This window comes from Burkholderia sp. Bp9099 (genome assembly GCF_003857805.1).
In the GTDB taxonomy this organism is placed as follows: Bacteria; Pseudomonadota; Gammaproteobacteria; order Burkholderiales; family Burkholderiaceae; genus Burkholderia.
This window is the reverse complement of sequence record NZ_QTPU01000020.1, coordinates 133,906-147,568: the sequence shown is the minus strand read 5'-3', so window position 1 is coordinate 147,568 and position 13,663 is coordinate 133,906. Positions and strand designations below refer to the sequence as shown.

General features: G+C 64.2%; 12 protein-coding genes. 6 read left to right on the top strand and 6 right to left on the bottom strand.

Translation table 11 applies throughout. The features are described from left to right. Positions 1 to 1,848, bottom strand: a complete 1,848-nt coding sequence (locus DIE17_RS23650) for a bifunctional 3-(3-hydroxy-phenyl)propionate/3-hydroxycinnamic acid hydroxylase (RefSeq protein WP_124921361.1) — start codon at positions 1,846 to 1,848, stop codon at positions 1 to 3. A gap of 163 nt (positions 1,849 to 2,011) precedes the next feature. On the opposite strand from DIE17_RS23650, the gene DIE17_RS23645 reads away from it, so the two are divergent. Then, positions 2,012 to 2,824 carry a DNA-binding transcriptional regulator gene (locus DIE17_RS23645; RefSeq protein WP_124521533.1) on the top strand — a complete coding sequence of 271 codons (813 nt, stop codon included), beginning with the start codon at positions 2,012 to 2,014 and terminating at the stop codon, positions 2,822 to 2,824. 321 nt (positions 2,825 to 3,145) lie between these two features. On the opposite strand, the gene DIE17_RS23640 is transcribed toward DIE17_RS23645, so the two are convergent. The 5 genes from DIE17_RS23640 to DIE17_RS23620 form a co-directional block, all read right to left on the bottom strand. After that, a complete protein-coding gene (locus DIE17_RS23640; protein WP_124521531.1) occupies positions 3,146 to 4,273 on the bottom strand; it encodes an aminotransferase class V-fold PLP-dependent enzyme in 1,128 nt (375 codons plus the stop codon). Positions 4,274 to 4,461: 188 nt separating this feature from the next. Continuing rightward, positions 4,462 to 5,094 carry a LysE family translocator gene (locus DIE17_RS23635; RefSeq protein ID WP_124921360.1) on the bottom strand — a complete coding sequence of 211 codons (633 nt, stop codon included), beginning with the start codon at positions 5,092 to 5,094 and terminating at the stop codon, positions 4,462 to 4,464. Positions 5,095 to 5,270: 176 nt separating this feature from the next. Beyond that, on the bottom strand, positions 5,271 to 6,650 hold the full coding sequence (locus DIE17_RS23630; protein ID WP_124921374.1) for an epoxide hydrolase family protein: 1,380 nt from the start codon (positions 6,648 to 6,650) through the stop codon (positions 5,271 to 5,273). A gap of 179 nt (positions 6,651 to 6,829) precedes the next feature. Continuing rightward, entirely contained in the window at positions 6,830 to 7,822 is a 993-nt protein-coding gene (locus DIE17_RS23625; RefSeq protein WP_044847772.1) for a carbon-nitrogen hydrolase family protein, read from the bottom strand. Between the two features lie 201 nt (positions 7,823 to 8,023). Then, on the bottom strand, positions 8,024 to 9,061 hold the full coding sequence (locus tag DIE17_RS23620; protein WP_124921359.1) for a GlxA family transcriptional regulator: 1,038 nt from the start codon (positions 9,059 to 9,061) through the stop codon (positions 8,024 to 8,026). 104 nt (positions 9,062 to 9,165) lie between these two features. On the opposite strand from DIE17_RS23620, the gene DIE17_RS23615 reads away from it, so the two are divergent. From DIE17_RS23615 to DIE17_RS23595, 5 genes are all read left to right on the top strand, one after another. After that, positions 9,166 to 9,711, top strand: coding sequence for a tautomerase family protein (locus DIE17_RS23615; protein ID WP_124666916.1), 546 nt, complete (start codon positions 9,166 to 9,168; stop codon positions 9,709 to 9,711). 5 nt (positions 9,712 to 9,716) lie between these two features. Next, positions 9,717 to 10,193: a hypothetical protein gene (locus DIE17_RS23610; RefSeq protein ID WP_124921358.1), complete on the top strand. Its 477-nt coding sequence runs from the start codon at positions 9,717 to 9,719 to the stop codon at positions 10,191 to 10,193. 43 nt (positions 10,194 to 10,236) lie between these two features. Continuing rightward, positions 10,237 to 10,575, top strand: coding sequence for a muconolactone Delta-isomerase family protein (locus DIE17_RS23605; protein WP_124921357.1), 339 nt, complete (start codon positions 10,237 to 10,239; stop codon positions 10,573 to 10,575). An 82-nt stretch (positions 10,576 to 10,657) separates the two neighbouring features. Beyond that, the gene (locus DIE17_RS23600; protein ID WP_124921356.1) at positions 10,658 to 11,632 is read left to right on the top strand and encodes an alpha/beta fold hydrolase; all 975 of its coding nucleotides are present in this window, start codon (positions 10,658 to 10,660) and stop codon (positions 11,630 to 11,632) included. A 237-nt stretch (positions 11,633 to 11,869) separates the two neighbouring features. Further along, complete coding sequence (locus DIE17_RS23595) at positions 11,870 to 13,657, top strand: SulP family inorganic anion transporter (protein ID WP_124921355.1); 1,788 nt, start codon at positions 11,870 to 11,872, stop codon at positions 13,655 to 13,657. Positions 13,658 to 13,663 lie beyond the last annotated feature (6 nt).

Sequence of the window (13,663 nt, the reverse complement as noted above, 5' to 3'; positions counted from 1 at the left end):
TCAGGCCCCTACCAGGTCGGCGGCGTGCGCGAACGTCGCGCCGTTGGCCGTCGCGCCCGTTGCCATCACAAGCGACAGCCGTTGCGCAAGCTGCGACACGCAACCCGATACGCATTGCGGCGAGCACATGCCGGCCACGAAGCGGTCGGGCCGCAACAGCACGACCGATTCGGGCACGCGCGCGAACCAGTCGCGCAGGCGCGAGTCGACATCGCCAACGGCGATCACGTCGTCGGGCACGTCGTCGTGGAAAGCGAGCTGCGGGTCGGGCTTCGCGATCACGAAACAACCCCCAAGCGCGTTCCAGACGCGGCGCGCCTCGGGAGTCAGGCCGAAGGTCGGGTCCGTGCCCCACCCCACGATCGCGAAGCGGTTGCCGATCGCATCGTCGAGCCGGACGATGCTGCCATCCACCAGACGCACGCGTGGCTGGATGAACATGCGGCCCACAGGAGTGCCAGCCTGCGCATCGCGGCCGTGCACCATCCGCCCGATCAGCGATTCACGTTTCTCGCTCATCAAACCGACCAGCCTGCCGAACGCGCCGTGTCCGCGCTTCGCGATCATGCGTGCGAGCAGCCCTTCGGACCGCGCGCGTCGCACCAGAAGCACGACGCCCTCTTCATAGCGCGGCATCGGCTTGAAGCGCATCTCGACGAAATAGCGCTTCATGGAGGGCAGCACATCGAAGCAGCGCACGAACGCGTCACGCACTTTCGATCCGAAGAAGCTCGTCGGCGCGAAGATATCGCCCGCGACTTCCGACAGGTGGATCATCGAGCGCGCATGGGCGCGCCGCTCCGTCGTGTAGGTATCGAGCAGCGCGTCGTGCGCGGTGCCTTTCACGACCATCGCAAGCTTCCAGCCGAGATTGCTCGCGTCGCGAATGCCGCTGTTGTAGCCCTGCCCCTGCCACACCGGCATGATGTGCGCTGCGTCCCCCGCGAGCAGGATGCGCTTGACGCGGAAGGTGCTCGCGAGCCGCGCGTTGTGCGTATAGACCCGCCGGCGAATGTAGTCGACCTTGTCAGGATCGTCGACAACCCCGCGCACCAACGCCGCCATGTTCTCCGGCTTCGACAGTTCCTCCTCCGTCTCGCCCGGCATCACCATGAATTCGAAGCGCCGGATGCCGTGCGGCAGCGCCGCCGAAACGTACGGACGCCGCGCGTCGCAATGCAGATAGACATGCGGAGAGCCGATCGGGTCGTTGCGCACGTCGATCACGATCCATTGATTTGGCTTCGTGCGGCCTTCGAATGGCACGTCGAGCGCGCGGCGTACAAAACTGTTGCCGCCGTCCGCGCCGACCATGTACGCGGCGCGGATCGTTGTCTTCGCACCGTTCGCGTCTGTCACGTCGAGGGTCACCCCGCTCTCGTCCTGCGCGAAGCTGTCGACACTGTGGCCAAGCAGCGTCGATACATTCTCGAAACGCCCGAGACCGCGGTACAGAATCTGATCGGCGAGCGGCTGGATGAAGGCATTGCGGCGTGGCCAGCCGAACTCGTCGGTGCGCGGCTCGATCGACGCGAAGCACTTCCCTTTCAGCGTGAAGCGCATCCAGTGATTCGGTGTGGTGTGCGGCAGCAGCTCGTCGACAAGGCCGACCGACTGGAATACGCGCAGTGCTTCGTCGTCGAGGCCGATGGCGCGCGGATAGTCGATGATCTGCGCGAGCTTCTCGATAACGACGACGCGCACGCCCTGCAGGCCGAGAATGTTCGCGATCATCAGGCCGACCGGGCCCGCGCCGATGATGGCGACATCTGCGTCGATCGAACGATGTGTCGTTTCGTGAGGATGAGCGCGGCCGTTGCCGGCCGCCGGTTCAAAGGCGGGGCGCATGCTTGTCTCCTGACTGGGCTTGTCCGATGTGCCGAACCGACGAAGCGCCTGGCTCTCGATCGTTCAGCTTATGAGCGCAGTTTATGGACGGCGGAAAACACCCTCAACAAAATCTCAGGAATGTGCATAGAATGCACATTGTTGATTCCAATGGGATTTTTCCGTGACGACCTACACGAACGTGCGCGGACTGGCGCGCGGCCTCCAGGTACTGCGGGCTCTGAACGCGATGGAAAACGGACGCGCGACGAGTCAGCAGATCGCCGATCTGACCGGCCTGCATCGCACTACGGTGCGCCGCCTGCTCGAAACGTTGATGGAGGAAGGATTCGTGCGCCGCAGCACATCGGACGACAGCTTCCGCCTGACGCTCGCCGTGCGTTCCTTGAGCGAGGGCTTCACCGATACCGAGCGCATCGCCACCGTGGCGCCGCCGATCATGGGGCAGCTGCTGCAGCGCGTCGCGTGGCCATCCGATCTGACCACGCCCGATGGCGACGCGATGATCATCCGCGAGACGACGCACCGCTTCAGCCGGCTGTCGTTTCATCGCGCGATGGTAGGGCGGCGTTTGCCGATGTTGCTGACGGCTGCGGGCCGCGCCTACTTCGCCATGTGCCCAGATGAGGAGCGCGAGGATATTCTGGACCTGTTGCGCTCCGGCGCGGGCGGTGAAGAACAACAGGCGCTCGCGAGAAACGATACGCTCGTGCGCAAGCTGATCCGGCGTGTGCGCGAAGATGGTTTCGGATCGAATCACGGCGACTGGACCGCGCAGGCGAAAATCGGCGCGGTGGCGGTCGCGATCAGCGCGGACGAACGCGTGATCGCCAGTCTCAATGTCGTCTTCCTGTCGCGCGCGGTAAGTCTCGAAGATGCCACTCGCCGCTATGTGCCCGAGCTGCAAAAGGCAGCATTGGATATTGCCGAAGCATTGAGGCAGGAACCAGCAACGCGTCCCCGTGCGTCAACGTAGGCACCTGGACCGGCTGAATGTCGTGAACGGAGCCGAACGGTCACGCAAATGACTATGTGCCGACCGCGCCGGACGGCCGAGAATGGCCGAACCGAGTCAGCCGACCTGGCGCTGCCTGTTTGACCCAGTCCAACCTTTTACACATCGGGTTCGCACGCGAGCGCTCGTAGCCAGTGCGTATCCGCTTCGACTCAGGCCCATCCATTCATCGGCCGTTGATCAATCGCGGCGGCATCCGGGAAACGCGGCGCATCCGTGACCCGTGATCGGATCGATCTCGTCACGTCATGCGCCGCAATACGTGCCTGGATCGGCAACGCGCTACAGCACCCGCTCCAGCGCACTCGCGAACCGCGCAACCGCCGCATCGACATCATTCAGCTTGTCGAGCCCGAACAAGCCGATCCGGAAAGTCTTGAAATCCGCCGGCTCATCGCATTGCAACGGCACGCCGGCCGCGATCTGCATGCCGACATCGGCGAATTTCTTGCCGGACCGGATATCGTCGTCATCGGTATAACAGACGACGACACCCGGTGCCTCGAAGCCTTCGGCCGCGACACTCCGGAACCCCTTCTCGGCGAGCAACGCACGAATCCGCGTGCCGAGCTCCAGTTGTTCCGCCCTCACCTTGTCGAAGCCGTACGCGTCCGTTTCCTTGATCACGTCGCGCAGCGTCGCGAGGCTGTCCGTGGGCATCGTCGCGTGATACGCGAACCCGCCGTTTTCGTACGCTTCCATGATTTGCAGCCACTTGCGCAGATCGCACGCGAAACTGGTGCTCGTCGTCGCATCGATGCGCTCGCGGGCGAGCGCACCGAGCATCACCAGCGCACAGCCGGGCGACGCGCTCCAGCCCTTTTGCGGTGCGCTGATCAGCACGTCGACACCGCTCGCTTCCATGTCGACCCAGATCGTGCCGGACGCGATGCAATCGAGCACGAACATGCCGCCGACCGCATGCACGGCGTCGGCGACCGCACGCAGATACGCATCGGGCAGCATCATCCCCGACGCGGTTTCGACGTGCGGCGCGAACACCAGATCCGGCTTGTGCTCGCGAATCGCCGCAACGACTTCATCGATCGGCGCCGGCGCAAAGGCGGCCTGTCTGCCCGCTTCGACCGGACGCGCCTTCAGCACGATCGACTCGGACGGAATGCTGCCCATGTCGAAAATCTGCGACCAGCGGAAACTGAACCAGCCGTTGCGGATGACGAGGCACTTCCTGTTCGTCGCGAACTGCCGGGCCACGGCTTCCATGCCGAACGTCCCGCTGCCCGGGACGATTGCGACCGCCTTCGCGTTGTAGACCTTCTTCAGCGCAGCGGAAATGTCGCGCATCACGCCCTGGAAGCGCTGCGACATGTGATTGATCGACCGGTCGGTGTACACGACCGAGTATTCGAGAAGCCCGTCGCGGTCGACATCGGGAAGTAATCCTGGCACGTTCGCCTCCGGTAAAGGACATGGGATGAGCGCGAGCGGTGTTCATGAGCGGATGCCGCTGCGCCGATGCAACGCTGCTTTTCTCTGATAGACGAACGATTCTAACGAAAGCTGTCCGCTCGTTGGAAATTTCGGCGCTTGTCTCATTCACCGCACATCCGGTGTCGTGCGCGCGACGGGTAGCCGCGCTATGGACGCGATGCCAGCAACCTGATCCCAGCGACCCCGAATACGACGGCCAGACACCCGTCCAGTGCCTTGTGGGTTCGCATGTAGATCCTTCGAACCGGCTCCATGGAAAACAGCCATGCATAACCGGCGAACACGCCGCACCCAATGGCCGCACAACCCACGACCAGTGCACCTTGTGACGGCCGGGTGCCGCCGGACGACAGCGCAACGATCGAAACCCACACGAGGATCGCCTTCGGATTGGTGAGATGAAGCATCGCACCGCGGCAATAGATGCTGGTCAACGTCGGCGTTCGCGCCGTTTCGGATACGGCGGGCGGCACCCGTCCGAGCGCATTGCGCGCCGACTTGAATGCAAGCCACAAGAGATACAGTCCGCCGAAAATCCTGATCGCGACGATGAACGGGGCATACGCGATCAGCGCAGCCGATACGCCCAGCACGGCCACACTCGCCCACAACATCGAACTCGACAGGACGCCAAGCGAGAACGTCAATGCCGCCTTTCGGCCGTGATTCGCCGCGATGGACATGATGGCGAGATTGCTCGGTCCGGGGCTCGCGGTACCGACGAAATAGATTGCATAGGCAAGCAGCAGGTCGGTCGCGAGGTGGGCATTGGCCGTCATGTTCTGGATTCCGCAACGAAAAGTGGCCGGATGATCGGACACAGGCGCAGCCGACGAAAGAGGCAATATCGCCATCTTCCGTTGAATTTCGGACAAGCCGGCGAGACCGCATCGATGCACGCTACCGCGCCGTTGTCGACGCGCTCCGCCGCAAACGAGGCGGAGCGCGTCGCCCGTCACGCGCGCAACGGTCTCAACCCGGCACGCACTTCATTCGCGAAGATCATCGGTTCTTCCCATGCCGCGAAGTGCCCGCCTGTTGCCGGTTTGTTGAAGTAAATCAGATTGTGATAAGCCCTCTCGGTCCAGCTCCGCGGCGCCTGGTAGTTTTCCCCCGGAAACGCGCTCACCGCCGCCGGCACGCCGACGTCGGCCGCTAGGAAGAAGTTCGCATGCGATTCCCAGTAGAAACGCGCCGCCGAGACGCCCGTGTTCGTGAGCCAGTAAAGCGTGATGTCGTCGAGCACGTCGTCCCGTGTCAGCGCGCCGGCCGAGTGGCCATTGACCGGGCGACCCAGCACGGCCGCGCTCAGCGCCGCCGCCGGCTGGCCGTAACCGTCCCCGTGGTCGAGCAGCCACGAAGCCAGCGCAACGGGCGAATCGGCGAGTCCGTACAACGTCTGCGGGCGCGTACCCATTTCAATCGCGTAACCGCGCTTCCTCTTGAAATTGGCGCTCAGCTGTTCATATGCGTGCCGCTCTTCGTCCCACAAGCCGGCAGGTGCGGGATCGCCGGCCGTCAGCGACTTCAGAATTTCCGCCGGCACGGACGCCGGGAAATTCACATGAATGCCCATCAGCTCAGGCGGCGCCTGTTTCGCCATGACGTTCGTGACGATGCCGCCGAGGTCCCCGCCCTGCGAAGCAAAGCGCGCGTAGCCGAGCCGTTTCATCAGCGTCACCCATGCGCGCGCCGTGCGCTCCGGCCCCCATCCCGTCGTCGTGGGTCGCGCCGAAAAGCCATAGCCGGGCAGCGACGGAATCACGAGATGGAACGCATCCGACGCCGGCGCGCCGTACGCAGTCGGATCGACGAGCGGCGCGATGATCTTGAACTGCTCGATGATCGAGCCGGGCCAGCCGTGGGTCACGATCAACGGCATCGCATTCTCGTGCTTCGATCGCACATGGATGAAGTGGATGTCGAGGCCATCGATTTCGGTCACGAATTGCGGATACGCATTCAGCGTCGCTTCGCACTTGCGCCAGTCGTAGTCGCTCGCCCAATACCGCGCGAGCGCCTGAATGGTCGCAAGCTGAATGCCCTGCGACTCGTCGGCCACGGTCTCGCGGTCCGGCCAACGCGTCGCGTTGATGCGCTGCCGCATGTCGGCGAGCTGCGCGTCGGGCACATGCACCCGGAATGGCCGAATCGCCGATCTGTCGCCGCGTGCGGGTTCCGCGGTGCCGATTGCCGGGCTGGTCTGCGCGAGCGCCAGGCGGCTCAGCGAACCGGCCGCCAGTGCGGCGGCCGCGATACCGACAAAGCGCCGGCGCGACAACGACGTCGTCACGTTGCGACCGGCGCCGGCAGGCGCGCTTTCGGCGCCCGACATCAGGAGCGGCCGATCATCGGCAGCGTTCGTTTTCATATCACACACCTTTCAAGGAAAGATTTCATCACACCCTTACATGCATATGCACATGTTGCGATCAAAAAATGCGCGTTCATGCGACGACTGCCGGCCCCGATCGGCAAGCCGAATGTTCGGCAACGGCCGGGCAAGCCCGCGCATCAAGCAGCCGCGGCACGCCAATCGTCCGCGCCCGCGTCATATCCGGCCACCGGCTGCGCGACGCGTTCGTGAACATGCGCGGTCGGCGTACGGTCGATCATCAGGCTCAGCAATTCCGAGCGGTTATAGTGACCGGCCGCGTCCATCAGCATCTTGCGACGGTCGATCAGCGAGAAGTCCAGATCGACGATGACCTCGCCCTCGCCCGATCGAAGCGGCTCGGCCATCAACATGCCGTCGGGCGACACGATCGTCGTGAAGCAGCCGCCCGAGATCGGTCCGATCGCGCAACCGGTGTCCTTCATGATTTGCGCCTGCTGGTCGGCATCCAGCCACGCCGTTGCATTGACGACGAACGCGCCGGACTCGAGCGCATGCTGCCGGATGTTGATCTCCATGCGCTGCGCGAAGCCTTCCCCGAAGGCCGAACCCGGATACATCGCCGAATGAATCTGCTCGCCGTCGGCAATCATCGCGTAGCGCGCGAGCGGATTGTTGTGCTCGAAACACGCGAGCTGCCCGATACGGCCGACGGCGCTGTCGACCGCCCGCAGCCCCGATCCGTCGCCCTGCCCCCAAACCATGCGCTCGAAGTGCGTCGGCGTGATCTTGCGACGGCGCTGGATCAGTTGCCCGTCCGCGTCGAACAGCAATTGCGCGTTGTACAGCGTGCCGCCGTCGCGCTCGTTGACGCCGATGGACACGACCATGCCGGCCTTGCGTGCTGCTTCGCCGATCGCATCGGTCGCGGCGGACGGCACGGTGACGGCCTGTTCCAGCAGCCGGAGATGCTCGGTACCGGACAGCAGTTCGATGCCCGTCTGAACGGCCGCGAAATACGGGTAATAGGGGACGACCGTTTCGGGAAAAGTGGCGAATTGCACACCTTGCCGGCCAAGGTCGTGGATCTTCTCCACGACCTTGGCGACGGTGGCTTCACGACTGTAGAGCACCGGGCTGAACTGGACAGCGGCGGCCTTGACGACTTTCATGACACACTCCTTGGACAATGCGCGGTGCGGCACTCCGCTCGCGACAGGCGCATTGGAGCAGGCGAACGTATCCCGTCCTTGTCGGAAAGTCGGCGATGTGTATGCGTACGTATCCGCGTCTGTTGCAGATACTTCGGGATACAAAGCGGGCGCCCGGAGCGGCGCGGATCGAACGCGAGCGGAAACGCGACGTCGCGACGCTCAATCGCGCTGATCGCGTGGTTCGGCCTGCACGCTCTTTGCCGCCGCACGCGAGAACTGCACTTGATATTCGCTCGGCGACAACCCCGTCTTGCGCTTGAACAATTGCCGGAACGTACTGACATCGCTGTAACCGACGCGCTGACTCACGTCCTCGAGCCCGATCGGCCGTGTTTCCAGCAGACGTTTCGCGACTTCGACCCGCAGATTCTGCAGATACGTCAACGGCGCGAGGCCGACCGCTTCCTTGAAGCGACGATTGAGCGTGCGTTCGCTGACGGCCAGCGATGCCGCCAGATCGCCGAGCCGGAATCCTTGCTGCAATGTCGCTTCCATCCGCTGCTGAGCGCGCGCCACGAGCGTGTCGGTATGCCCGTGTTCGTCGAGAAGCGTGGCAAAGGACGCCTGCGACGTCCGGTTCATGTCGATCAACAGCGCCTTCGCGGTCATCGTCGCGAGTTCTCCGTCGGCGCAGGCTTCGACGAGATGCACGGCGAGGTTCAGATAGGACGTGACGGAGCCGCCCGAGATGATCCCGTCTTGCGCGAGCAGCAGCTCGTTCGCGCGGACTTCGACACGCGGATAGCGGCGCGCGAAATCCGCTGCTCTCGCCCAGTGCGTCGTCGCGACGCGGCCATCCAGCAGGCCCGCCTCGGCAAGCAGGTAATTCGCCGTGCAATACGCGGCGAGCATCGCGCCGGCCTTGTGTTGACGCCGCAGTGCGGAAGTCAGTTCGCTCAACTGCTCGCGATGCCCGAGGAACTCGTCGATCCGCGAAAAGAAAGGTGCCGTCAGCAGCACGGCGTCGGCTCGTTTGCGCGGGTCGATCTTGCCGTCGACCGGAATGATCTGACCTGACGCCGCCTTCACCGGTTGCCCGTCGAGCGACTCCACGCGCCATGCGAACAACGGCGCGGACGACGCGCTCGGCTCCGCCCGGCGCGCATGGAACTGATTTGCAGCGCTGAAGACATCGACCGGGCCCGCGACGCCGGACGCCAGGATTCCGTCATAGACCCAGATGCGGATGATCGCCATTGCGTGTCCGAATTTCCTTGAATAGTGGCGATGCTGCCACTTTCCTGCGCCCGCGTAAACCGCGACGATGGCGCCATCCGATCAACCGAAAACAGGAGCATCCCATGCCGATGATCGATGCGATGTGGCCCGACCACGCACTGACGCCCGATGCTGAAGCCCGCCTCGTCAGGGAACTGACCGATATCCTCATCGAAGCAGAAGGGTACGATCCCGCGAGCCCGGTCGTTCAGCGCGTGACCGTATTCCATCTGCACCGGCCGGCCGCGATCTACATCGGCGGCGAACGTACCGATACGGTGCGCTACCGGATCATTCCTTCGGTTCCCGAAGGGCAATACACCGACGAATCGCGCCGCTCGCTCGTCCGACGCGTCACGGAAGCCGTGGCACGCGCGGAAGGCCGGCCGTTCGACGATGTCGCACCGCGCGTCTGGATCTTTCCGACCGAGATACCGGACGGTGCGTGGGGAACGCGCGGCGCGATCTGGACGCTGCCCGATATCCACGCGCTGCTCGCGGGCGAACCGGAGCGCGACGCGGGCGCCGAGCGCCTTGCGCGACGGCGCCGGGAAAAGGCACGCGTTGCGCTCGCGGCAGCGCTCGATGCCGCAAACGCAGGTGTCACGCGCAACGCGTGCAAGGAGTAACCGCCATGAAATTCAACGACACGGCCCCGATGATGACACCCGCCGACGGTCCGCCGCGGTGGCTGGCGCGCCTGGCCGAAAACGCGACGCTGGAAGCCACCGTGCTGAAGCGCCCGATCGACGGGCGAGCCGACATTCTCTCGGTGATCAAGCACGCGGTCTCGCTCTACGAGTTCCAGCAGCATGCTTACAAAGGCATGATCGGCAACGATCTTTATCTGGAATCCTATCGTTCACGTATCAACGGTGTGCCGATCGAGACGGTGGTCGTCGCCCATATGAACGAGCAAGGCGATACGGATTCCGTCGTCATCAATCATCGACCGCTCGATGCCGCACTACTCTTCTCGCAATTGATGCGCGAGCGCGTGGACGAGCGCTTTCGCGCGTGTTATCTGTCGGAACGGGAAGCCGCCGCGCTCAATGCGGCAGCCGTCCCGCCACCGGGCCCGGGGCCGCAGGATGAAACGCCTTCTTCTTGATTTGACGGCAGCTTGCTTGCTGCTCGCTTTCGCAGGAGTCTCCATGGCACATTCCGCTGCGTTGCCGACCACGCTCATCACGAAGATACTGGCGATCGGTACGTTTCCTCCCGGCACGGACATGCAGCACGTCCAGACCATTCTTCCGACCGAAGTCCGCGAGACGACACAGCTGTATCTCGCGGGCAAGATCGATCAGTGGTATTCCCTGCAGGACCGGCCCGGGGTCGCGTTCGTCCTGAACGTGACGGACACGGGTGAAGCGCATGAAATGCTGGAACGACTCCCGTTGGGGAAGGCTCACCTCATGACGTTCACGCTGCTCCCGATCGGCCCGCTCAAGCCATTGAGCAAGCTCTTGAATCCTCCCGCGGCTCAGTAGAAACCCCTGCACCCCGCCATCTTTCGAAACAGCGAAGCGCACCGTGTGCCGCGCGATGTCGCACCGAACGAGATCCTCGATCATGACTCGACCCGTAACGAAAACACCCGCCTCTCCCGCCGCCGCTGCGGGTTCTTCAACGTGCCCGACCGTGCCGGCGCCATCGTCGCCGGAACCCACGGTCGATGTCGGCGACGTGCAGGTCAATGCCGACATCACGCTGCGCCGCATGGTCTACCGCCCCGCACGATCGAAGGGCATCGTGCTGTTCCTGCACGGCTTCCCCGAGACGATGTACGCGTGGAAGCCGATTGCCGAATCACTGTCCTCCGACTACGAGGTGCATGCGTTCGACTGGCCAGGCTACGGGCAATCGTCGCGTCCGCGCGCCGATCGCTTTTCGTACGCGCCGAGCGACTATGCCCGTGTGCTGAGAGACTACATCCGTACGTCGGGCATCGATGGTTCGAGACTGTTGATTTATGCGACGGATATCGGTGCGCTTCCGGCGCTGCTGGCAGCGTTGGAACAACCGGATATCGCGCGGGAAATCATCGTTGGCGACTTTGCCCCGTTCAACCGGCCGCAATATATGTACGAAAGCCTGCAAGGCCTGAAGTCGAAGCCTTCATCGGATATCGTGCGCGCCGCCATGAACAGGAATCGCGACGAAATCCTCGCAAACACGTTCTTCCGGGGCATGGAGGATGACGAGCGCTACACGTTGCCCGAGGAATTCATGGACGACGTGGCGAAGGGATGGGACGGTGACATGACCGCGGCCGACGCCTTTTTCCACTACTACGCATGCTTCACCCGGGATCAGGACTACTTCGAAGCCAATATGGCAAGGTTGCAAGTCCCCGTGAAGGTCGTGTGGGGCGGGAAGGACATCTATATCAAGAAGGAAATGGGCATCGAGTACGCGGACCGAAACGGGGTGAACATTTCGATTCTTCCGGAACTGGGCCACTTTCCGCATCTGCAGGCGCCCGCCCGGACGGCGAACGAAGTTCGGGCTTCGTTCGACGAGGCGAGCGATCGCGCGACCAAGTAGCGGACAACGGGGGACGACTCCGCTCACGCCGGGCGATTCAATCGCACCGCCGATCACTTCGGCCATCGCCAGCCGGGATCGGACCGGCGTTCGGCGAAGTAGCCGGACTGTCAGGCCGGCGCGCCGAAACGCAACATCGTGAAACCGGGCTTGCGCTCCGACGGCACGGGAACATAATCTTTAACGATACCGGCGGACGTAACGAACGATTCCGCCCGGGTTCCCTGACGTCCTGCGATGAACATCAAAAGCCGTGCCCGCCAGCACACGGCCCGCCCGCCCCGCAAGCCCGATGCCGGCCTGCTGCGGTGGATCAACGGACTCGCCGCGGCGCGCACGTATCGATTGCATTGGCTGCCGCACGATCTGCTTGCCGGCGTCACGCTCAGTGCCGTGCTCGTGCCCGCCGGCATGGCGTACGCGAACGCAGCGGGCCTGCCCGCCGTCAACGGGCTCTATGCGTCGCTTGCCGCGATGCTCGCGTACGCGCTCTTCGGCCCCAGCCGCATCCTCGTGCTCGGCCCCGACTCCGCGCTGGTTGCGCTGATTGCCGCAAGCATCACGCCGCTTGCTCACGGCGATGCCGCGCATGCGCTGGCCCTTGCCGGCGCGCTCGCGATACTCGCGGGCGCGATCTGCATCGCGGTCGGAGTGTTCAGGCTCGGATTCGTCACCGAGCTGCTGTCGCTGCCCATCCGGTACGGTTTTCTGAACGGCATCATGCTGACGATCAGCATCGGACAATTGCCCAAGCTCCTCGGCTACAAGGGCAACGGCGAATCGTTCATCGAGCAGGTGCGCGACGTGGTCGCCGGCATCGCGGCATCGAAGGTGAACGCAACGTCGTTCGCACTCGGTGTCGCCGCGCTCGCGCTGATACTCGCGTGCAAACGGCTCTGGCCCAGGATGCCGGGTGTGCTGCTCGCCGTGGCGGGCGCGACGGCGGTGGTGATGTGGTTCGATCTGTCGACGCGCGCCGGCGTCGCAACCGTCGGTGCGGTCCCGCAAGGCCTGCCGGTGCCGCGCATCCCCGACGTGAGCCTCGACGACTGGCTGCATCTCGCGGGCAGCGCAGCGGCGATCGCGCTCGTTTCGTTCACGGATATCAGCGTGCTGTCCCGCACCTACGAACTGCGCAACGACACCAGCGTGGACCGGAATCACGAATGCATCGCGCTCGGGCTGTCGAACCTCGCCGCCGGCCTGATGCAAGGGTTCGCGGTGAGCGCGAGCGGCTCACGCACGCCCGTCGCCGAAGCGGCGGGCGCGAAGACGCAGGCGACGGGCGTGGTGGCTGCCGCGGTCGTTGCCGCACTGCTGCTGTTCGCGCCGCGCGCGCTTGCGCACACGCCACAATCCGCGCTGGCCGCCGTCGTGATCGCGGCATGCGTGAACATGATCGAGGTGCACGGCGTCGTGCGGCTTTATCGGCTCCGCAAAAGCGAGTTCGTGCAGGCGGTGGCGTGCTTCGTCGGCGTTGCAGCCGTCGGGGTCGTGAACGGCATTGCGCTGGCACTGCTGCTCACCGTGCTGTCGTTTCTATGGCGCGCGTGGCGGCCTTACGATGCCGTGCTCGGGCGGGTCGACGGCACGAAGGGCTATCACGACGTGTCGCGCCATCCGGACGCGCGGCGCGTGCCCGGGCTCGTGCTGCTGCGCTGGGATGCGCCGCTCTTTTTCGCGAATGGCGAAATCTTTCGGGAACGCGTGTTGCGCGCCGTCGATGAATCGCCGGAGCCGGCACGCTGGATCGTCATCGCGGCGGAGCCCGTGACCGACATCGACCTCACGGCTGCCGATGTCCTCGAACGGCTGCATCTCGAACTTGCCGCGCGGCAGGTCAAGCTGGTCTTCGCGGAGCTGAAAGGCCCCGTCAAGGACAGCCTCAGGCATTACGGCATGTACAGCATGTTCGGCGACGACAACTTCTTTCCGACGATCGGCGAAGCGGTAAGTCGTTATGTGGACATGCATCGAATCGAGTGGCACGACTGGGAAGACTCCCGGGGATCGGCGGGGGACTGATGGTCG

Excerpts from the sequence above, each read along its gene's own strand:
- DIE17_RS23650 (WP_124921361.1), bottom strand. The coding sequence starts at position 1,848 with ATGCGCCCCGCCTTTGAACCGGCGGCCGGCAACGGCCGCGCTCATCCT.
- DIE17_RS23635 (WP_124921360.1), bottom strand. The coding sequence starts at position 5,094 with ATGACGGCCAATGCCCACCTCGCGACCGACCTGCTGCTTGCCTATGCA.
- DIE17_RS23630 (WP_124921374.1), bottom strand. The coding sequence starts at position 6,650 with ATGTCGGGCGCCGAAAGCGCGCCTGCCGGCGCCGGTCGCAACGTGACG.
- DIE17_RS23625 (WP_044847772.1), bottom strand. The coding sequence starts at position 7,822 with ATGAAAGTCGTCAAGGCCGCCGCTGTCCAGTTCAGCCCGGTGCTCTAC.
- DIE17_RS23620 (WP_124921359.1), bottom strand. The coding sequence starts at position 9,061 with ATGGCGATCATCCGCATCTGGGTCTATGACGGAATCCTGGCGTCCGGC.
- DIE17_RS23615 (WP_124666916.1), top strand. The coding sequence starts at position 9,166 with ATGCCGATGATCGATGCGATGTGGCCCGACCACGCACTGACGCCCGAT.
- DIE17_RS23610 (WP_124921358.1), top strand. The coding sequence starts at position 9,717 with ATGAAATTCAACGACACGGCCCCGATGATGACACCCGCCGACGGTCCG.
- DIE17_RS23605 (WP_124921357.1), top strand. The coding sequence starts at position 10,237 with ATGGCACATTCCGCTGCGTTGCCGACCACGCTCATCACGAAGATACTG.
- DIE17_RS23600 (WP_124921356.1), top strand. The coding sequence starts at position 10,658 with ATGACTCGACCCGTAACGAAAACACCCGCCTCTCCCGCCGCCGCTGCG.
- DIE17_RS23595 (WP_124921355.1), top strand. The coding sequence starts at position 11,870 with ATGAACATCAAAAGCCGTGCCCGCCAGCACACGGCCCGCCCGCCCCGC.